At 33.4% G+C, this 20,635-nt stretch carries 18 protein-coding genes, 1 tRNA gene and 1 pseudogene; 1 reads left to right on the plus strand and 19 read right to left on the minus strand.

Going from position 1 to position 20,635, the window contains the following annotated elements:
- Positions 1 to 150: 150 nt before the first annotated feature.
- The 4 genes from FD18_RS05280 to FD18_RS05295 form a co-directional block, all read right to left on the minus strand.
- Positions 151 to 223 (minus strand) — tRNA-Arg (locus tag FD18_RS05280).
- 50 nt (positions 224 to 273) lie between these two features.
- Positions 274 to 1,605 carry a PTS sugar transporter subunit IIC gene (locus FD18_RS05285; RefSeq protein ID WP_057718957.1) on the minus strand — a complete coding sequence of 444 codons (1,332 nt, stop codon included), beginning with the start codon at positions 1,603 to 1,605 and terminating at the stop codon, positions 274 to 276.
- Complete coding sequence (locus tag FD18_RS05290; RefSeq protein WP_057718958.1) at positions 1,605 to 2,831, minus strand: DEAD/DEAH box helicase; 1,227 nt, start codon at positions 2,829 to 2,831, stop codon at positions 1,605 to 1,607. The genes FD18_RS05285 and FD18_RS05290 overlap by 1 nt, the downstream gene beginning before the upstream one ends.
- Positions 2,832 to 2,841: 10 nt before the next feature.
- Positions 2,842 to 3,558 (minus strand): GH25 family lysozyme, encoded by a 717-nt coding sequence (locus FD18_RS05295; RefSeq protein ID WP_083486758.1) that lies wholly within the window; start codon positions 3,556 to 3,558, stop codon positions 2,842 to 2,844.
- A gap of 113 nt (positions 3,559 to 3,671) precedes the next feature.
- On the opposite strand from FD18_RS05295, the gene FD18_RS05300 reads away from it, so the two are divergent.
- Complete coding sequence (locus tag FD18_RS05300; RefSeq protein WP_057718960.1) at positions 3,672 to 4,979, plus strand: APC family permease; 1,308 nt, start codon at positions 3,672 to 3,674, stop codon at positions 4,977 to 4,979.
- Positions 4,980 to 5,071: 92 nt separating this feature from the next.
- Here FD18_RS05300 and hpt read toward each other — a convergent pair whose 3' ends face one another.
- From hpt to FD18_RS05375, 15 genes and pseudogenes are all read right to left on the minus strand, one after another.
- Entirely contained in the window at positions 5,072 to 5,641 is a 570-nt protein-coding gene (hpt, locus tag FD18_RS05305; RefSeq protein WP_057718961.1) for a hypoxanthine phosphoribosyltransferase, read from the minus strand.
- Between the two features lie 96 nt (positions 5,642 to 5,737).
- Complete coding sequence (locus FD18_RS05310) at positions 5,738 to 7,120, minus strand: hemolysin family protein (protein WP_057718962.1); 1,383 nt, start codon at positions 7,118 to 7,120, stop codon at positions 5,738 to 5,740.
- A gap of 49 nt (positions 7,121 to 7,169) precedes the next feature.
- Positions 7,170 to 7,865, minus strand: a complete 696-nt coding sequence (locus FD18_RS05315) for a hypothetical protein (RefSeq protein ID WP_057718963.1) — start codon at positions 7,863 to 7,865, stop codon at positions 7,170 to 7,172.
- 130 nt (positions 7,866 to 7,995) lie between these two features.
- A complete protein-coding gene (locus tag FD18_RS05320; protein ID WP_057718964.1) occupies positions 7,996 to 8,652 on the minus strand; it encodes a nitroreductase in 657 nt (218 codons plus the stop codon).
- Between the two features lie 164 nt (positions 8,653 to 8,816).
- On the minus strand, positions 8,817 to 11,222 hold the full coding sequence (locus tag FD18_RS05325; RefSeq protein WP_057718965.1) for a phosphoketolase family protein: 2,406 nt from the start codon (positions 11,220 to 11,222) through the stop codon (positions 8,817 to 8,819).
- A 131-nt stretch (positions 11,223 to 11,353) separates the two neighbouring features.
- Positions 11,354 to 11,674: pseudogene (locus FD18_RS05330) on the minus strand (DeoR/GlpR family DNA-binding transcription regulator); the annotation flags it as partial.
- Positions 11,675 to 11,816: 142 nt separating this feature from the next.
- Positions 11,817 to 12,545 carry a GntR family transcriptional regulator gene (locus tag FD18_RS05335; RefSeq protein ID WP_003647599.1) on the minus strand — a complete coding sequence of 243 codons (729 nt, stop codon included), beginning with the start codon at positions 12,543 to 12,545 and terminating at the stop codon, positions 11,817 to 11,819.
- Entirely contained in the window at positions 12,545 to 13,468 is a 924-nt protein-coding gene (locus FD18_RS05340) for a nucleoside hydrolase (RefSeq protein ID WP_057718966.1), read from the minus strand. The genes FD18_RS05335 and FD18_RS05340 overlap by 1 nt, the downstream gene beginning before the upstream one ends.
- A 91-nt stretch (positions 13,469 to 13,559) precedes the next feature.
- A complete protein-coding gene (locus FD18_RS05345) occupies positions 13,560 to 15,134 on the minus strand; it encodes an ATP-binding cassette domain-containing protein (protein ID WP_057718967.1) in 1,575 nt (524 codons plus the stop codon).
- Between the two features lie 308 nt (positions 15,135 to 15,442).
- Positions 15,443 to 16,261, minus strand: a complete 819-nt coding sequence (locus FD18_RS05350; protein WP_057718968.1) for a helix-turn-helix domain-containing protein — start codon at positions 16,259 to 16,261, stop codon at positions 15,443 to 15,445.
- Between the two features lie 66 nt (positions 16,262 to 16,327).
- Positions 16,328 to 17,023, minus strand: coding sequence for a ribose-5-phosphate isomerase RpiA (gene rpiA, locus FD18_RS05355; protein WP_057718969.1), 696 nt, complete (start codon positions 17,021 to 17,023; stop codon positions 16,328 to 16,330).
- A gap of 3 nt (positions 17,024 to 17,026) precedes the next feature.
- Positions 17,027 to 17,950, minus strand: coding sequence for a ribokinase (rbsK, locus tag FD18_RS05360; RefSeq protein WP_057718970.1), 924 nt, complete (start codon positions 17,948 to 17,950; stop codon positions 17,027 to 17,029).
- Between the two features lie 276 nt (positions 17,951 to 18,226).
- Positions 18,227 to 18,358, minus strand: coding sequence for a hypothetical protein (locus FD18_RS10345; protein WP_256978390.1), 132 nt, complete (start codon positions 18,356 to 18,358; stop codon positions 18,227 to 18,229).
- A gap of 99 nt (positions 18,359 to 18,457) precedes the next feature.
- Complete coding sequence (locus FD18_RS05370) at positions 18,458 to 18,925, minus strand: Dps family protein (RefSeq protein WP_057718971.1); 468 nt, start codon at positions 18,923 to 18,925, stop codon at positions 18,458 to 18,460.
- A gap of 83 nt (positions 18,926 to 19,008) precedes the next feature.
- Complete coding sequence (locus FD18_RS05375; RefSeq protein WP_057718972.1) at positions 19,009 to 20,547, minus strand: YfcC family protein; 1,539 nt, start codon at positions 20,545 to 20,547, stop codon at positions 19,009 to 19,011.
- Positions 20,548 to 20,635 lie beyond the last annotated feature (88 nt).

Consider the following 20,635-nt stretch of genomic DNA (forward strand, 5'->3'; position numbering starts at 1 on the left):
ATATGTTTAATATCAAATTAAAAGCATTACCTTGTGAGTTAATCAGGTAATGCTTTTTTAATACTTAAAATATCACGTGGAGGGGTCATTTGGGGAACAAATTCAATTTTTGCTTATTTTTAATGTCCCACAAATGGCTCTATATCAATATGACCCCGGTGAGATTCGAACTCACCTCTACGGTTTAGGAGACCATTGTTCTATCCAGATGAACTACGGGGTCGAAACCAGTTTCTACTTTACCATAAAAACTGGTTTTTAACTATTAAAAATTTAATACTGTGGCAAATAAAAATTACGTTGATTATTATCTTGCTTGGCAATTTTATCTGCTGCAAAAACAAATGGCATCCAAATAAGAAGTGCAATAACCATATTAATAAGCGCTAAAACAATAGCTCGCCAGTCATAATTACATGCTAAAAACGGTCCAATAAGTGGCGGCATAACTGTTGGAACAAATATTTGAACCGGATTAACTAACCCTGCCTGTGTAGCCCAATAAGCAAGCGATACATTTACCAATGGTGCTACTACAAAAGGAATCAAATATACGGGATTAAATACAACAGGCAAGCCGAAAATAATAGGTTCATTAATATTAAAAATCCCTGGTGCGACTGCCATCTTTGCTATAGTTCGGTAATCTTTACGTTTAGAAAACATTAAAATAGCAATAATCAAGACTAAAGTTCCACCCGCTCCACCAAACCATGCAAAAACATTAAAGGAATCTCGTACCCAAATATAAGGGACATGATCGCTATTTCTAACTGCTGTAACGTTAATGTTTTCTGGCGTTAGCCATAAAGAATCCATTACTGGGGTTAAGACACTGATACCATTGATCCCAAAGAACCAAAATATTTGAACTAAAAATGTAACTAATAAAACCACTCCAAAACCCTGTCCTAAATTTACTAAAGGTCTTTGGATAGTAGTAAGCAGCCAATTTCCAAAGTAGGTTCCCGTAAGGCGTTGAAAGGCAAAATTAACAAATCCAACGATAAAGACTGAAAGCAAAATTGGAACTAAGGTGCTAAAGGCAACCCATTCTGCATGAGGCATACTACTATCAACTTTTAAACGAATTCTCGCCTTATAAAACATAATAAATAGCGCTGTCCCAATACAACCAAAAATAATTGCCGTAAATAATCCCATCGTTGAGAATTGCTTGATATCAAAGGCATTTTTAATATCAACTACATCCCCATCAATACGTAGTTTTACTGAATCACTAATACTCATTGAAAAAGCAACTAAAGACGCAATTGAACCAGCAAAGCGGTTTACCTCGTAAGTTTTAGCTAGATGATAGCCCCAAGATATCGCAAAATATACAGCAAATAGAGCGAACGTACCTTCCCAAACAATATTATCAATTGCCATTACTGGTTGCATTAAAGAATAAAAAGTATCCCAATGCATTTGCACTTTAGCTGCTCTAATAATGCTATTAAATAGCATTGCGATAGATCCAGCCATTGTAATAGGCAATAACGAAACAAAAGTATCTCGCATCGCAACTAACCAACGTACTTGTGCTAGACGAGACGCAGGTGGTAAAACATACGTTTCTAGCCATTTAACTAAAGATGACATTACTTATTTCCTCTATTCTTTCGAGGATGGTATCCCTTATTTTTTTTATTACGCCAACGTTTCTTCTTATGTTTTGATTTAACTTTGACTTCTTTAACTTTAGTTTTCTTTTCTTCCTTTTTTGAAAGTGGCTTCTCAGTCGTTAAGCTATAGCCTGCAAAATATGCTCTTTTAACTTCATAAGTACCATCCAACAATTTTTTAAGATTTCTAAAATCGTGATCGTCCCCCAGTGTCACAACAGTACCAGACTTATTCATTCTTCCAGTTCTACCGCTGCGATGAAGATAGGTATTAACTTCACTAGGTATTTCAAAGTTAATCACGTAGCTCACATCTGGTAAATCCAATCCGCGTGCTGCAAGATCAGTTGCAAACAAAAATTTAATTCGACCAGCTTTGAAATCACTAAGAATTTTTTCACGATTTTGTTTATTTGTTTCATTACTTAAAACTGCAAACTTGGTTTTACTGTGACTAAAAATTCTTGCAAATCTCATCTCAGTTTCTGTACTATCAAAGAATAAAATTCCTTTAAACTTATCTAGCTTTGCTAAACGTTGCAAGAATTGCATCTTATATTCATTTGAAACCTGCAAGAAATAATGTTTAACCTCAGATTTTTGTTCTGGGCGAACATCAATTAATAAAAATGTCCGTTTAAAAAGCTCATCCGCATCTTTAGTAATTTCTGATTCAGATGCTCCAAATAACAAAATCTGTGCAGTTGAAGATAAATTTTGTCCTAAAGAGCTTAATAAATCTAGCTTAGCAAATTCCAAAATATCATCTGCTTCATCAATTACTAAAGCATTAATATCCTGATACTTGATTCTATTTTCAGATAAGAAATCAAAAAATCTACCTGGCGTAGCAATTATAATATCTGACTTTTCTTTCTTTAAACGTTCTAACTGCCTTTTTCTATTACCAGCTCCAACTAGAGCAATAGTTTTTAAACCTAAAGCTTTGGCATATGGCAACAAATTATTTCTAGTTTGAATAGCAAGCTCAGTAGTAGGCTCTAAAATTACACCTCTACCACTAATTTCTGCAATTCTTCCCATTACTGGCAAACCATAAGCTAAAGTTTTTCCAGTACCAGTCTTAGCTAGCCCAACTACACTAGCACCATTATAGATAGCATCGTATGTTCTTTCTTGAATTAAAGTTGGTTTATCTTTATGTTCTCTTTCTAAAACTTGTGTAATTGCTTGTGAATACATTCTAATTCCTCTATTGTACTTTTTGTTGTCCATATAATTGCTCATACTGCGTATTAGTGCCAATATAAGCAAACATGGTTACATCACGATTAAGATTATCGATATTTTTTACTCTTCCATTTTGAGTGTAACACCAAAAGGCATAATGACGTCTATCTTTTAAACTTGCTCCAGTATACAAGAATCTAGTTTCTTCTGGAAAATATTTATGATAGTGATAATTTCCTGCAATCATTACCCTTTTTCCTAAATTATTAATCATTTGAGCGAATCTACCCATGCGTTGCCAATAAGTTTTAGTTAAATTGCTAGTTGCGGGAACAATCATTACTGGCAAAGTCCCGGTATTAGTTCCTACCTTATTCAGAAAATATTGATATTGTTCTTCATTACTTGTTTCATCACTATAAGAAATAATCGTTCCAAAATTTAAATTAGTTCCCTGAAGTTGATCGCGGTAAAGTAAATAATTATCATCAAAATAGGACTTTCCTTGTGTCGAACGCAAATAAACGAAAGAAATTCCGTTTTTTTCTAATTTATGTAAATCAATATAATCTTTGGTTTGATCTAATTCAATTCCAAGTACGCTCATATTTGAACCACGGGGCACGGTCGTATTTTTCTGCATATTAAAATATCCCCATATTAAGCCCAAAATAGCTAATACGAGCAGAATAATAATACTTGGAAAAGTATACTTATGTTGATACCGATGCACGATCATCCCTCCCATAGCTATTTTAACGAACTTCTGCTTTCCATACCACTTTCACTGTAATTTAGTATAAAATGATATCAATAATATACTTATCGTTAAAAATCGAAAGGAAAGCAATATTGAAAAGAGAAATTAGCTTTGGACAGGCTCTAGCCACAGTTGTCGGAACTGTAATCGGTGGAGGTGTCTTCTTTAAAATTGGAAGTATTAGTCACGAGACGGGGACTCCATCCCTAACTCTTTTTGTTTGGATCTTAGCTGGAATCGTCTCTATTGCGTCCGGCCTAACGGTTTCTGAAATTGCTGCTGCACTTCCAGTTACTGGTGGATCAATAAAATATATCGAATATACTTATGGAAAAGTTTGGGGATTTTTATTTGGTTGGGCTCAAATGTTAGTTTACTTCCCAGCCAATATCGCCGCTTTAAGCGTAGTTTTTGGACAGCAATTCGTTGTTCTATTTGGCATTCCAACTAAATATGCTACATTAGTAGCATTACTGCTCGCACTCTTTTTAATGGGGTTAAATCTCATTTCAACTAAATTTTCAACTAAAATGCAGTCTGCAATGACGATACTTAAAACTATTCCAATTGCCTTAATTGTACTTTTTGGTCTCTTTAATTCATCAAAAGTCACTGTTAATCTTCTTCCCTTAAGTTCTGGTCATAATATTTCTTTCTGGACTGGCTTGAGCGGTGGTTTATTAGCTGCCTTATTTGCTTATGACGGCTGGATCAATGTAACAAATTTAGCGGGAGAAGTTAAAAAACCAGAAAAAAATCTATCAAGAGCTATTATTATTGGACTATCCGCAATTACTTTAATCTATGTATTAGTAAACTACGCTTTCCTAACTACTATTCCTTTTAAAGAAATTATTGGAAATCAAAACACAGCATACCTCGCTTCATTAAAACTATTTGGCAGTTTAGGCGGCAAGTTAATTACTATTGGAATTTTGATTTCTGTTTACGGAGCAATTAATGGATTTATGTTAACTGGGATGAGAATTCCATATACTCTAGCTAAAGATAAAATGTTGCCATTTTCACACAAAATCGGTCGAACTAACGTTAACACAGGCGTCCCAACAATTAGTGCACTAATTATTCTTGGTGTATCTTTAATCATGATCTTACTAGGAACTTTCGATCTATTAACCAATATGCTCGTTTTTGTAATGTGGACTTTTACAACACTAATTTCAATTGCAGTTGTAATTTTGCGCTACCGCGAACCTAAATTAAATCGCCCTTATGTTGTTCCCTGGTATCCAATCATTCCCATCGTCTCAATCGGTGGTGGTTTATTTATCGTAATTAGTACAATAATCAACGAGTTTTGGTTATCTATCACTGGAATTGGACTAACAGTATTAGGTTTACCAGTTTACTATTACATGAAAAAACATAACAATAATTAAATAATAAGAAACATTAGAAAAAGGGTTGAAAATTCTCGCTACATAGCGAACAATTTTCAACCCTTTTATAATTCATTAATAAGTTTATCTAATTAACGATTTAAGTTTGCTTGGATAACTTCAGGTTTTAAAACTCCAACGTAAGGTAAATTACGATAAGCATTCAAGTAATCTAGACCATAACCAACCACAAATTCATTCTCAACTTCTGAACCATAGTAATCTACAACTACATCATCTTCACGACGCTCAGTCTTGTTAAGTAATGCGCAGCACTTAACACTCTTAGCACCACGTTCAATTAATAGATCTTTCATAAATTTTAAAGTATGACCAGTATCAACAATATCTTCAACTAATAATACATCTCTGCCCTTCACCTCTGCTTGAACATCAATATCTAGTCTCACTTTACCTGTTGATTCAAAACCATCACCATAACTAGAAACATCCATGAAGTCATTTTGCATTTTTACATTCATGTGGCGTGTTAAATCAGTCATGAAGTAAACAGCACCCTTTAATACTCCAACAACTAATGGAAACTTGCCAGCATAGTCTTCAGTTAATTGCTTACCAAGTCTTTGACAGATTTCTTCAATATCATCTTGACTAAATAAAACACGATCAATAATGTTGTCAATATTATCACTATTTTGCATCTTAACCCTCTATATCTTCTACAAATGCTTTGTTATTAGTAGAATTATAACATTTACTGACTAAAAAAAGCACCTATCTTAGGTGCCTTTTTCCGATTATTCATCTTTTTCTTTACTATTTTGATCGCTATCTTGCAAATTAGCACTGTTACTATCTTTATCTAGCTTAGAAACAATAAACCAACGCATGAAACCTTGTTCAATATTCACTAGCTTAAAGTTAAAGCCTTCTAATTCTACAGACTCGCCCTTCTTTAAGTTAGGATAGTGTTCCATCATATAGCCACCGATAGTGATAATGTCGCTATCTTCAAAAGCCTTGAGCTTGGTATGGAAGTAACGTTCAAAATCATACAAAGTGGTTTTTCCAGAAACGTGGACTTCACCATGATCATCGCGGACAATGTATTCATCAGAAACATCATCAATCTCATCTTTAATAGATCCAAAGAGTTCTTCGTAAATATCTTTATCCGTTACAATTCCGCTCGTACCACCATATTCATCAACAACCAAAACAATTGGTGTATGCTTTTTAATCATTAACTTCAAGATATCTTGAATTAGCATTGATTCAGGCACAGTGATAATCGCTCTAATAATTCTAGTAATTGGTACATCAGGATTTTCTTGGTCTTGACTAACAATATCATAGGCATAAACATATCCAACGACATCATCTTTATCATTATCACGCACAACTGGAAAACGACTGAAACCATCTTCAATATATTTCTTTAAAGCAGTCTTAACATTATCAGTTGCATTCAACACTTGAAGTTGTGTACGGTCAGTCATAATATCTTTAGCAACCTTATCATTTAATTCAAAGGCACGCTCCATATACACAAGATCATCCTTATCAAGGGAGCCTCCTGTTACGGCATTACGTGATAACCGTAAAATTTCTGACTGTGAATAAACTTCGCTCTCTTCATCTGCTGATTGCATTCCTAATAAATGAAGCAAACCATTAGCACTGTGGTTAAGTAACCAAACAAATGGATACACCACGGTATGGAAAACAGCTAACGGAGTAACAACTGCCATTAAACACTTAACTGGCATATCAATGGCAATATTTTTAGGAACTATTTCAGTTACAACAACCTCTAAGTAAGTTAACAATACAACACCTAGAGTTGCGCCTAATACTCCGCTCGTTTTTGCACTAAACCAAGGTGTCATTTTAAATACATCAGTCAATAACTCTTCAATCGTTCCTTGACCAATCCAACCTAAAATAACACCAACTAAAGTAGTACCTACCTGTGTAGTAGATAATGATTCATTTAAGTTATGAACCATGTGCAAAGCACGCTTTAATTTCTTAGGATTTCCTTGACCATTGGCCAGCATATCTTCTAGCTGACTAGATCTAGTCTGCACTAAAGCAAATTCAGCAACAACAAAGAAAATCGCAATTAAAAACGTTATGAAAATAACAATTAAATTAGTAGTTATAGTACTTGTAGACAAGTGATTTTCACCTTTTTATATATTAAATAATTACATCTCTATTTTAGCATTATTTCTCCGAATCAGGGATCCAGTTTGCAACTAATCCAGGATGATTATAATTTTCCTCAATATTTTTTGATACTTTTTTATTATAAACCTCTCTAGGCAACTCCACTTTATCACGTAAATTATGTTTTAGATCAATAAAACCTAATTTCATAAATTTTTTATTCCTTAATTTAAAATGATATCCTGTAAAGTACGCCTTACTACCAGGGATCTTTTTACAATCAGATAAGCTGAATTTCATCACCACATTATCTAATTTCACAAAGGCGTAGTAGTCATTCTTACCAAGATAGGTAACTTCTTGCTTAACTGGTATCTTTTTATAAATGGATGGCAAATGAGAGGGAGTATTAATATCAGCAATATATTTAAAGCTCTCTATTTCATCTGGATCATAGTATTTATTAGAGAAAATTTGAGCATCATATTCTCTAACCATAGCTGTCAAATAATGATTTTCTCTTACATATTCGGTTGATTCCTTATTTTTAAAATAAGATATCCCAAGAAAAGTTACCAAAACTAAAGTTGTTACACCAAATAAAATATAAGTTATTTTTTTACGTACACATAAAAATGGAATTAAACCAACAAATAAAAAAATTGTTCCTAAAATTAAAATATAACCTGGCAAAGTATAATTGAACCATTGATCCCAATTAGCCCATTGCTCTGGAGAAACTAATAGCGTCATCTTCTTATTTATCCTTTCTCTATTTTTATAATTATGCCATATTTTAATTTTATTTTAAACAAGTATATAAAAAACTCCTAAAAAGTTTAAAGCTAATAAATTAGACTTTATCTCTTCAGGAATTTCAAATTTAGATATTCTTTTTAATTTTTAAAATTTCATCTAAAGATACACGTTTAGACTTATAGTTATTAATTGTAGCTTTTTTGTTAGGATATCCTAATCCAATACCAATACCAATTGATTCATCTTCTGGTATATCTAAGTACTTTCTAATTACATCCGGATATTTAACAAAAGCCTGTGCAGGCATTGTACTTAAACCACGATTATTTGCTGCCAACATCAATGTCTGAGAAAATGCACCAAGATCAAAAATTGACCAAGCTGGAGATTTTTTAGGTATAGTTAAAAAGACAATTATTGGAGCATTGAACAATTTTAATTGAGCTCGATCAAAATCATCTGATTCCCCACGTAAGAAATAATCTAAAGTTTCACTCATTGTTGCCATATTCTTACTTGGAAATGTATTCCATTCGACTTTTAGCAAAGAAGCAAAGTCTTCGTGTGGTTCTTCATTAGCTAAAGTCTTTTCTTCATGTTCTTGTCTTATTGCCTTTGCTACTTCACCCTCAGCCACATATATCCGCCAAGGTTGTGAATTAAGTAAGGATGGAGTTCTTTGTGCTTCTTCTAACACCTTAATAATAGTCTTTTCACTTACTCTTTGATCAGTAAACTTTCTTGTTGCATGTTCGCGCGCTAAAACATCTTTAAATTCCATCCAATCATCTCTTTCTATAAAATTCCTTACAAATAAAATTACACTTACATTTTACAAAACCATTATAACAACAAACAGCTTAGTAAGCATAGAGCGAATTTTCAATAGCTTTAATCAAAAAAGACCTAAACTCAATTAGGTCTTTTTGAAGAATTATTCTAATTTTATTTCAAGCCTTCCCATTGCCAATCAGTAACTTCCGGCATATCTTTACCATTATCACGAATATATTGGTGATGTTTAGCAAGTAAAGTATCCATTTCGTCAATAAAGGCAGCATTCTTTTCACTCAATTCAGGGACGCTTTCTACTACCTCTTTAGCTAAATTATAGCGATCAATATGGTTTAAAACACGCATATCAAATGGAGTAGTAATATCACCATTTTCTTCGTAGCCATGAATGTGAACATCATCTTTACCACGTCCACGGTCAAACCAAATCGATTCCATCATTGATTTAAAGCCGTGCCAAGCAAAAATTACTGGTGTACCCTTTGGGAAGAGACGATCAAATTCTTTATTGCTGATTGCTTCTGGATTCTTTTCAGGTGACATTAACTTCATCACGTCAATAACATTAATATATCGAATCTTTAAATCTGGAAACTTCTTATGGAGCAAATCAATTGCTGCTAAAGTTTCAATTGTTGGTTCAGTACCAGTTGAGGCAAAGACAACATCAGGTTTTGCGCCTTTATCAGTTGATGCCCAGTCAACATAACCAAGTCCCTTGTCAACTAACTTCTTTGCCTCTTCAATTGAGAACCATTGAGGACGAGGTTGTTTAGAAGTTACTAAAACGTTAATGCATTCACGATCTCTAAACGCCTTATCAGATACTGCAAGAAGCGAGTTTGTATCAGCTGGTAAGTATTCATGGATTAAATCTGGACGATTCTTCTCATAAAGGTGAGTAAGCATACCCGGATCTTGGTGAGTATATCCATTATGATCTTGTTGGAAAACAGTTGAAGTATCAACCAAATTTAAAGCTGGATAATCATGTCTCCAGGCTTGTTCTTTAGCCTTTCTAAGCCACTTCATGTGTTGAGTAAGCATTGAGTCAACTACACGACCAAAGGCTTCATAGGTAGCAAAGAATCCATGACGGCCGGTCAAAACATACCCTTCAAGCCAGCCTTCATCTTGGTGCTCAGATAATTGTGAGTCAATTACGCGACCTTCACGAGCCAAGTTTTCATCATTTGGAGTATGAATATTTTCCATCCATTGACGCTTTTGATTGTCTAAAAGTTGGAATAAACGGTTAGATTTTGTTTCGTCTGGACCAAAACCACGGAAATTATTTGGATTTAGTTCAGCCATCTTATCAAGATATTTAGCCCATTCAGCCATATCTTGCTTTTCAACAGAACCAGGCTTATCAAATTCAACGGCAAAATCACGATAGTCCGGCATATTCAATACCTTAGGATCAATTCCGCCATTAGTTATCGGATTCATTGCCATTCTTTGATCGCCAGATAGCGTATTTTCTTTAACAATGTCTTTTGGCGAACCATCTTCGTTAAATAATTCTTCAGGCTTGTAGCTTTCCATCCAATCAGTAAGCATTTCCTTATGAGTCATGTCGCCTTGAGCAACAGGAATTGGAATTTGGTGAGCACGGAAACTATTTTCAATTGGATTTCCATCTAAATCAAACTTAGGTCCAGTCCAACCCTTAGGTACTCTGAAGACAATCATTGGCCATTTCACTAATGAATCATCATTATTTTCACGAGCATGCTTTTGAATAGCCTTAATTTCTTCAACTACTTCATCCATGGTCTTAGCCATTTCTTGGTGGACTTCCATGTGGTCCTTATAACCATTAAATTCACCATCTTTATATGCAGAAACAAAGTAAGGCTTCCAGCCCATTCCTTCGAAATATTTAGTCAGATCTTCATCGCTCATTCTAGAAACGATAGTTGGATTGGAAATCTTAAAGCCATTGATTTGTAAAATTGGAATGACAGCACCATCTTTAATTGGGTTAATGAACTTACTTGAGAACCAAGAAGTAGCAAGTGGACCAGTTTCTGATTCACCATCACCAATTTCAACAGCTGCAATTACAGCTGGATTATCTAAAATTGCACCAACACCATGAGAAAGTGAGTAACCTAACTCTCCACCTTCATGAATTGATCCTGGAGTTTCTGGTGCAGCATGAGAAGCAACACCGCCTGGAAAACTAAATTGCTTAAATAATTTAGCCATTCCCTTTTCATCTTGAGTAATTTCTGGATAACGTTCAGTATAAGAACCATCTAAATAAGAATTAGATACCATTACCTGACCGCCGTGACCAGAGCCTTCAATATAAAACATATTTAAATCATATTTTTTAATTGCACGATTTAAATGCGCATAAATAAAGTTTTGTGGAACGATTGTGCCCCAGTGACCAATTGGCTTAGGTTTTACGTCTTCAGCCTTTAATTCACCCTTTAAGAGGGGATTATTCATTAAAAATAATTGACCAACTGATAAGTAGTTAGCTGCACGCCAGTATGCATCAACACTCTTTAAATATTCTTGAGAATCGTAATTTACTGCCATACCAAAATATCTCCTTGAAATAGTTTTCATTGCTTATTACAGTACTAATCATAGATTATTCAATCCAAAAATTCAATCTTTTAGATTATTGGGACGGTCCAATTCTAATTGCTTAATAATATCTTTAAAAATTATCTATTTCTTTGCTCTTCTACTAGCACTTCAGGAATCTTAATATTTTTTCTAAGGTACTTTCGATATTGAGATTTTAACTTATTATCCCTAATCAATATATCGGCCTAGTCGCAATCCACCACTTTATATGGTGAAGAAGGATCTTCTTTAAATTTATATTTTTCTGCTAGTAAAATAACTGTTTTGGTTCGTTGAATAACTTCTCTTTTAATTTGTGCATCAGAATGATTAACTACAAAAACACCATTTTTATTAACTGAAGATGTCTCAATTACTGCTATATCAAATTCATATTGATCAATTTCTTTCAAACAATTTTAAAAGTTATAGTCAAAGCCCAAGATCATGATGACGCAGCTGTCACCAGTTGATGATAGTTTACAATTTGATTAAACTATCTTATTTATCAAAAAAGACATCGCTTCTCTCAATCCCCCGAGAAAAACGATGTCTTTATTTTTATTCTTGACTTAAATTAACAAAGGTATTGTATTTCATATATTTGTAGTGGATACGCATATTTGAAACTTCAAACGGCGTTCCATCATCTAAAAAGAAAATCCCTTCCATCACACCCACTGGTTCATTAGGAGCAAGCATCAGCTTTGATTGATCTTCTAATGTTGAAGGTTCAACAGTAATCGTTAAGAATGATCGTGTTACTGTTTTGTTTTGTGTGTCTTCTAAATAATTGAACAGCGATCCCTTTAAAATATCTGGATTTAATTCTGGTGTAATCTTAATTGGGATAAAACCAGTTTCAATCAAAAATGGTTGATCATCCAATAAACGCAGCCTCTTAATTTGGTAAACAAAATCTGATTCTTTTAAAAATAGATCTTGTCTTAAATCTTCATCAGCCTTAATTACTTGATAGTCTAATAGCTCAATACTTTGTTTTTTACCAGGAACGCTAAAAGAATCCGTAATACCTAGATTTGAGCCCTCATATTTAAAGAGAGCTTGATTCTTTAAGTAAAGAGGATTAATAAAAGTGCCACTGCCCCTTTTTTTGAAAACTATTCCCTGCTGAGCAAGTAATCCTAAAGCTCGCTTCATAGATGAACGGCTTACATGGTAATAGTCGCTTAAACTCCGTTCATCTGGTAAGCGCATATCTTCATATTCATTATTAAGTATTTTTTGTTTAATATCACGCATTACTGAGCGATAGACTAAATCAGTCATTATTTTCTCCCATTATTGGCAGCTTGGATACTCTGAATGAACCAAGTCGCAAACTTCTCTGTATCGACGTCGGTTGCAATTTGTGCATTATGTTTTTCACTTAAGAAATCCATTACGCTAGCGCCATATGTATAGCGTCCAGCTAATTCAATCTCAACATTGGCTGGTTTTAAGGTGAAAAATTCAGGATGAAGCATAATTCCTACGGCAGTTGGATCATAAATCTTAATTCTAGTATCTCCATCAGGTTCATGAATATGTGAAAACATTGAATACAGCATATTTCCAACTTCGCCACATTTTTTAATTTTATCCATTTGATCTTGGGTCAAATGGGCCTTGTCTCCAATTTCTAACGGTGCAACATAAACGGGCAAACCTGAATGAAAAACAATCTGCGCCGCTTCTGGATCTCCAGCAATATTGTATTCTGCAAACGGGCTATGATTTCCATGACCAATATTTCCACCCATAATATAAACTTCAGCAATATTCTCTACTACATCAGGATATTGCTTAAACAAAAGTGCGAAATCAGTTAAGGGACCAACACCTAAAAGAGTTACTTTTTCAGGACTATTTTTTATTACTTCATACATCTTAGTAGCAGCAAGTCCTTTTTCAAGCAAATCATCATTTGCAGTTTCAAATTCAAAACCAGCGATCCCTGTTTTACCATGAACAGAAGCTGCACTAATGGCTGGACGCACTAGTGGTTGATTAGCACCTTTAACTACAGGCACTTTAGTATGTAAAAAGTTCTCTAAATCAAGAGTATTTTGTAGGGTATGCTCTAAAGAAACATTGCCCCAAGTTGGTACAATCATCTTAACATCTAATTCATCTGCAAATAAACTTACTGTCATTGCAGCAACATCATCGATTCCAGGATCTGTACTAATAATCAAGGGCTTTTTTGACATAAAGGTCCTTCTTTCTAAAATTACGTATCATCTTTATTATGAACTAAGATTAACAACAAAAAAAGACTTGAAGTGGTCAAGTCTTTAAAAGTTAAAATATTTTTTGATTTTCAATTTTCTTTTTAACAAATCCATACTTATCAAGGAGCGCATCATTTATATGATGCGCACTTTCAATAATTGTTCCGGGTACTTGATATATTAGTTCTCTAATCTTCTCACTATTCTTATCATCTAAAGCCGCAGTAATTTCATCAAGTAAAACAATAGATTTATTTCTTAAAAGTGCACGAGCTATTATTAATCTTTGCTTTTGTCCGCCCGAAATATTTTCCCGCGTTGGATTTATTTCTTTATTAAGGATATTTTCTCCTAATTCTGCTACTAATCCTACTTTTTCCAAGATTTTCATTAGCTCTTTATCAGAATAGTTTTCGCCTAAAGATAAATTATCCCTGATTGTTCCCTCAAAAATCCACGGTGTCTGCGCAATATATGTTACATCAGCTAAACTTGGCTTTCTTTTGTCAATCAACACTTTTCCTTTATTAGGCTTAACCATACCAGCTATTAAATTCAGAAAGGTACTCTTCCCTGCTCCTGATGGACCTTGCAATAATATTTTACTTCCATAAGGAATATTTAAACTAAGATTCTGATAAATTTGGTGCTCATTATAATTCACTTCAACATTTTCTAACTCAATATTAGAATGACTTAAACTATTTTCTTGTAAATCAAGCACCCTTTGATTAATGCTTTTAATTTTTCTCAAATTAGTTGTTCCTGTTACTTTTGACCAACATTGCATCAAAATACGAAAATTTTGAACTACACTATTTGCAGAAAGAGTTAAGGAAAGAAGTGCACTAATAGTGACACTAAATAAATTATTAATAACAAAGTAAAAACCAATTGCCCATGGTCCTATTAAAGCTAAAATTGTAAATAATAAGTTTGCATATTGAACAAGCCATTGCAAATTTTCTTGTTTTAGAAGAATAGTTTCATTTTGATCAATAGAAGTAGAAACACGTTTAAAAAATAATTTTTGAGCATTATATTGCATAATATCTCGAAATCCGCGTAGCCAGTCACCGGCAGTGTGCATTACTTTAGTATTGCTTCTACTCCATTCTTCTCCTAATCTTCCAAGTTTTTTCTTACCAAAAAGCATTGGAATTAAACTTAAGCAAGAAAAAGCTACAAAAATAATTCCCATTAATATATTAACCTGTAAAACATAAATTGTTGAAATTACAGCAGCCACGGCAGTAGATAAAATCTCCGCAATTAGAGAGAAATAATTCTCATCGATCTTTGCAGCAACATTACTAATTTGATTCAACCCTTTTTCTGGTTCTTGATAATTTGAAAAACTGCTTAGAAGCATCTTCTTTTTAAGAGAAACTCTTAAAATTTTCCGTGCATAATTTAAGAGTATATTTTTCAAAACTAAAGCTGTATAGACAATGAAAAAGATGATAGTGCTTTGAATTAAAAATAAGATTAATTTATTTGAAGACACACCAACTAAATTAGGAAATTGTCCTAAAATAATTCCATTTACTACACCTTCAAAGCCACCAGCAATTAAAAATATTAGAATCAGTAATATCAACCACCCAGGAAGATTTTTAACTATCCACTTAAAGTTGATCCTCATAGTTTTTTCTCCTGAAATATACAAAATAAGAATGCTATCACTAACATTCTTATTGTCAAACAACTATATTTTACTAATGAATCACAGAACAACCACAACTTAGACTACTTGCAAAATGATTATGTTCTATTTTCTAATCAAATTAATATCCATTATTTTCATTCTTATCATCTCATTTCTTTAATTTATTTATAGTGGATAGCACGGAATAAACATATAATTAACCACATTTCTATTTTTAATTAACTTTATATGTTCATAATAAACATAGTTTTTATAAAAAAATGAAAGTGTTAAATTTAACACTTTCATTTTTTGTTTTTGAATATTCCTTTCATTCCACTATCTTTCATAACGCCAATAATTTCATCAATTTTTTCTTTGTTTCCAGTAAAATACTCTCGATAATATAAAGTCATTATTTTTGCGAAACAATTATCGGGTTCTCCATTTAAATTATCTAATACTTGAAACACTTTCTTGATCAATTGAGTATCTGAATTTTGAACTTTAACAGAATAAGATAAAAAGTTTACTAGTATTGCGGATAAAACTAACCTAAATTCCTTTTCTTCCAAATTCAAATTAAAATGGCGACTAATAATGGATTTTACCACCGAATTCAATTCAGAAATATCAAAAAGTGATATAGCAATCGCAAATAGCCTTAAATCTTCTACTTGCCATTCATCATTACTAAAAATAATCTTTTTAATATTTTCTTTTGACTTATCCGATAATGTATTAATACTATTTGTAAGGTAAGCTTTCAAAAGAGATGCTTGTGCCTCTAAGTTTTTTAATTCTGGTGTTTGGAGTTGTTTATTTTTTAATTTACTACTAGTTTGTTCAATTTTCTTAATATTTCTCGTGTAATAAGCTGCATGAAGCTGTGCTAAATAGGCTTTCGTATTTTCTTCTTGATTAGTAACAGAAATCTTTTTAAAAAATTCAACCACATCAATGTTATGTAAATTTAAAATTGTTAATAAATCATTTGTTCTAATGTCAAACAAGCCACGTTCAATTTTTGAATAATGTGATTTCGTTATTAAATTTCCTGTCATTTGAGACTGGCTTAATCCCAATCTCTTTCTTTCTGCTTTTAAAGCTTCTCCAATTGTCATTTTTATACCTTGATTACTACTTGATTAAACAAATAAGGACTCATTTTTTTCAATGAGTCCAAATAATTACTTTCTCTTCTTATCTTCAATCGTACCATCGCTATGAGCAATAATTACTTCGTCGCACATATCAAGGAACAATCCATGTTCAACAACACCAACTGTATGATCCAAATAATCAGCTAAACCATGTGGTACAGGAGTTGGATCAGCAGCTAAGTCAATAATGTAGTTGCCATAGTGCGTTACATAACGCTCGCCATTCTCATCTAAACGCCATTGCGGCTTTAATCCTTCTTCAAAACGCTTGAAATTCTGTTCTGCAGAAACAGGTAGAACTTCAACTGGAAGCGGAAAGCCACTTAAATGATGAACAAGTTTTGATTCATCAACAATCCAAATAATCTTTTTAGAATTAATAGCTACGTTCTTCTCTAAAGTTAAGGCACCACCGCCACCTTTGATTCCATCAAGATTATCATCTACTCGGTCAGCTCCATCAACCGTTAAATCAGCTTGATCAATATCTGCTAATTCATCAACTTTAAAGCCGAGTTCTTCAAGTTGTTTCTTACTACGATTAGAAGTGGTAACAATATGCTTTAAGTTAAAGTCCTCTTTTTCTTTACGTTCACCCAACGCATCGATAAAGAATGCAACTGTTGAGCCAGTTCCAACCCCCAACACGGAATTAGATTTTACCACTTTAGCAGCCTTTGTAGCAGCTTCTTTTTTTAATTGATCTTGTTCAGTCTTATCCATTGCTTAATCCTCTTTTAAAGCTCTTTCAACAACATCTCTAGTAGGAATAGATGGGAAAGCTCCTACCTTTTGTACTGTAAATGACGATGATTTAGACGCATAAACCACGCTATCTTTTAAGTTACTTATATCAGCTTTTAACTCGCTAGCTAAAGCTCCTAAGAAAGTATCGCCAGCGGCGGTTGTATCAACTGCTTTTACTTTAAATGCCGGTACTACTTCCTCAATATCTTTATAAGAAATAAAGGATCCACGTTCACCAATTGTAATGATTACGCCTTTAATACCCATCTGATGGAAAATTTCACTGCTCTTTTTCATTGATTCTTCACTATCAACCTTAATGCCAGTGATACTTTCAGCTTCCGTTTCATTAGGTGTAATAATATCCGTTAACTCTAATAATTCTTGTGGAATATCAGTGCGTGCTGGCGCTGGGTTTAAAATAGTGGTTTTCCCAGCATTTCTTGCTATTTTAAAAGCTTCGATAGTTGCTTCAAGTGGAGTTTCAAATTGAGCAATTACAAACTCACTGTCTTCAATTTGATCTTTAGCATTTCTAACATCTTCAGCTGTTACATCAAAATTAGCACCGTGCTGAATAATAATCGAATTTTGTCCCGTTTCTTGAAGTAAAATATAGGCTTGACCTGTTTGTTGATTGGGAATTACAACTACATGCTCAACATTAACTCCATTATCCTCAAATTGTTCAAGCATAAAACGGCCATTATCATCATCACCAACACGGCCAACAAAGATTGTCTCATTTCCTGCTCGACTGCTTGCTACAGCTTGGTTTGCACCCTTTCCACCAGCAGCTTTGGAAAATTCCGACATAGCAATTGTTTCTCCTGGTTGAGGAAGCTTTTTAATGTGCATAATATTATCAACATTAATTGATCCAACAATCGTAACTTTATTCATCGCCTTTTCCTTTCACGTACGATCTTTTTCTTTTAATTATAGCAAAAAGAACCATTCATTATTTGTCTAAAACTATAAAGAAATTGATTTATAAAAATCATCCGCTTGTACAACAACAATTTGTCGATTCATTTTATTTTCTGATTCTTTTTTAAAATAATAGTAAGTCATGATTAGTTTATTTACAGTATTTTTCTTTATATCATAATTGATCGATGGAATTGCTGCCATAGGATTACTTGTGTTACCGATGATGAACATAAAAGCTTTATCTGATTACGATAACTTCTTAATTGCCTCTTCAACTTGCTTTGTACTATTAACTTGTCCTGGCTTGTATGCTAGATGATAATCATACCTTGCTTTAATGGCAGCATCCCTAGTTTGCTGATAATTAAACAAATCCATTCTTATACCTAAATTTTCTATCTTATTTTAAAATACTGCAGTCCACAATCAATAAAAAAGGAGCACATTAATTTCGCACTCCTCTTTAAGCTTCAAAATTTATTCACCTTCACCTGGACGTTGACCAAGTTCAGCTGACATCATCCAGATTCTCTTTTCAACAGCTGTATGATAGGCGATAAGTAAATCATTAGTAGAGTCATCGCCCTCATCTTCACTAATTTTTATACCACGTTCATAGTCATCACGCAGTTGCTTATAAGCATTCACAATTAATTGAAATCTTTCTTCGATTGATAAATCCCAGCTACCTAGTTGATCAGGAACATTTGTCTCTTCTAATACCTCTTCATAAGTAGAAATTGGACTACCATTAATTTCAATTAGTCTTTCAGCAACACCATCTTGCTGTTCTGCCAATTCATCCATTACTTCATCTAAGTATGGATGTAATTTCAAAAATCCACGTCCTAGCATATACCAATGATGTTGATGTACAAGCATATGAGTTTGAGTTAAATCAGCAACAATTTCATTCATAATCTTTTTAGTTTTTGGATAAGTCATAATATAACTCCTTAAAAAATATTAAACACTGATTACACGTAAATCATATCTAGAAACGTTTCTAAAAGCTATTTATTTGCTTATTAATAAACAACTAAGCCAATAGCTAGGAAGGCTAAACAAATACCAAATTCAATCACTAATAATTTCCAGCAGAATTTAAACCACTTGTTAAAACCAATATTTACCATCATTAAACTCATTAAGATAAGACCTGTTGGGGCTATTAAACTAATAAAGCCTTGACCCCAGTTATAGGCATCAATAATGCTTGCGCGGTCAATTCCAACTACATTGGCTAAAGGAGCCATAATCGGCATTGATAGAACAGCTAAGCCAGATGACGATTGAATAAAGAAGCCTAATACAACATAGACCAAGAACATAAACCAAATAAATAAAAGTGGTGGCATTCCGGATACTTGTTGACTAAAGAAATTCATAATCGTATCGCTTGTATGACTTTCTTCCATCACAATTGAAACAGCCCGTGCTAGGCCAATTGTTAAAGCAACTCCTAACAAGTCTGCCGCACCATTCACAAAGCTTTCAACAAATTTATGCTCATTCAAACCAGAAATAAAGGCAAAAATATATCCAGTTGCCAAAAAGACAACCGCAATTTCAGTAAAGTACCATCCTTTTTGTTGCACACCCCAAATCATCACAATAAAAGCAATTGCAAAAACTAGCAGAGTTAACTTCTGACGCCAAGTAAATTTCTGCTCTTTTACGGTGTCTTCTTGATTCAAATACTCCTGATCTTCTTTAACAAAATCATTATAAACATATGACGCTTTTGGATTCTTTTGAACTTTTTTAGCATAGACAATAACATAAATCATCCCTACAATGACACATGTTGCCCACATACAAATGCGAAGTGGTAAAGCGTCAGTAAAGTTCACACCAGCAGTATTAGAAGCAATCACAGTTGAAAAGGGATTGATAGTTGATGCCATCGTACCAATACTGGTTCCTAGAAAAATGGTCGCTACTACCGTCATCCGATCAAATCCAGCAAGTAAGAAGACTGGAATTAATATTGGATAAAAGGCCATTGTTTCTTCTGCTAACCCAAAGGTCGTTCCACCAATAGCAATTAAGCCCATAACGAGGACAATTAATAATATTTGCTTACCCTTAATCTTTTTAGAAAGTGCCTGCATTCCAGCATCAATTGCACCATTAGCATGTACTACACCGATACAGCCACCTAAGATTAAGACAAAGGCAATAATATCAATACTTTGTGCAATCCCATTTATCTGAGAGGACAAGAATTCATAGATTGCTCCAGCAAGCCCAGGCTTTTTCTGATCAATCTTTTTATATGAATCAGGAATCGCTACAGGTTTATAAATTGTACCATTAGTAAACTTCTTAACATCAATTTTGACTTTATATTTATCCAAAGTCTTCTGTGTTGCAGCTTCTTTATGTTTACTTCCATCAGGTTTTGTAATCACAAATTCTTTACTTGGTTGATCATACTCAAGCGTTGTATAGTTACCGGATGGTATAAAAAACGTTAAGATTTGCACCAATAACAAAACGATAATAATAACTGTATATGCTGTCGGAAATTGATGCTTTTTCTTTTTTTGAATTATATTACTCATAATTTCTCCCAATCAATACTACAGTTTAATTTATAACTCTATTATAAATTTCTTTAGTAAAATTTGCACGCGCTTACATCTGAAGATA

The organism is Lactobacillus taiwanensis DSM 21401, from assembly GCF_001436695.1.
GTDB lineage: Bacteria > Bacillota > Bacilli > Lactobacillales > Lactobacillaceae > Lactobacillus > Lactobacillus taiwanensis.

Excerpts from the sequence above, each read along its gene's own strand:
- FD18_RS05325 (WP_057718965.1), bottom strand. The coding sequence starts at position 11,222 with ATGGCAGTAAATTACGATTCTCAAGAATATTTAAAGAGTGTTGATGCA.
- hpt (WP_057718961.1), bottom strand. The coding sequence starts at position 5,641 with ATGCAAAATAGTGATAATATTGACAACATTATTGATCGTGTTTTATTT.
- FD18_RS05370 (WP_057718971.1), bottom strand. The coding sequence starts at position 18,925 with ATGACTTATCCAAAAACTAAAAAGATTATGAATGAAATTGTTGCTGAT.
- FD18_RS05375 (WP_057718972.1), bottom strand. The coding sequence starts at position 20,547 with ATGAGTAATATAATTCAAAAAAAGAAAAAGCATCAATTTCCGACAGCA.
- FD18_RS05350 (WP_057718968.1), bottom strand. The coding sequence starts at position 16,261 with ATGACAATTGGAGAAGCTTTAAAAGCAGAAAGAAAGAGATTGGGATTA.
- FD18_RS05340 (WP_057718966.1), bottom strand. The coding sequence starts at position 13,468 with ATGTCAAAAAAGCCCTTGATTATTAGTACAGATCCTGGAATCGATGAT.
- FD18_RS05345 (WP_057718967.1), bottom strand. The coding sequence starts at position 15,134 with ATGAGGATCAACTTTAAGTGGATAGTTAAAAATCTTCCTGGGTGGTTG.
- FD18_RS05290 (WP_057718958.1), bottom strand. The coding sequence starts at position 2,831 with ATGTATTCACAAGCAATTACACAAGTTTTAGAAAGAGAACATAAAGAT.
- FD18_RS10345 (WP_256978390.1), bottom strand. The coding sequence starts at position 18,358 with ATGGATTTGTTTAATTATCAGCAAACTAGGGATGCTGCCATTAAAGCA.
- FD18_RS05285 (WP_057718957.1), bottom strand. The coding sequence starts at position 1,605 with ATGTCATCTTTAGTTAAATGGCTAGAAACGTATGTTTTACCACCTGCG.
- FD18_RS05315 (WP_057718963.1), bottom strand. The coding sequence starts at position 7,865 with ATGACGCTATTAGTTTCTCCAGAGCAATGGGCTAATTGGGATCAATGG.
- rpiA (WP_057718969.1), bottom strand. The coding sequence starts at position 17,023 with ATGGATAAGACTGAACAAGATCAATTAAAAAAAGAAGCTGCTACAAAG.
- rbsK (WP_057718970.1), bottom strand. The coding sequence starts at position 17,950 with ATGAATAAAGTTACGATTGTTGGATCAATTAATGTTGATAATATTATG.
- FD18_RS05295 (WP_083486758.1), bottom strand. The coding sequence starts at position 3,558 with ATGATCGTGCATCGGTATCAACATAAGTATACTTTTCCAAGTATTATT.
- FD18_RS05335 (WP_003647599.1), bottom strand. The coding sequence starts at position 12,545 with ATGACTGATTTAGTCTATCGCTCAGTAATGCGTGATATTAAACAAAAA.
- FD18_RS05320 (WP_057718964.1), bottom strand. The coding sequence starts at position 8,652 with ATGGAATTTAAAGATGTTTTAGCGCGCGAACATGCAACAAGAAAGTTT.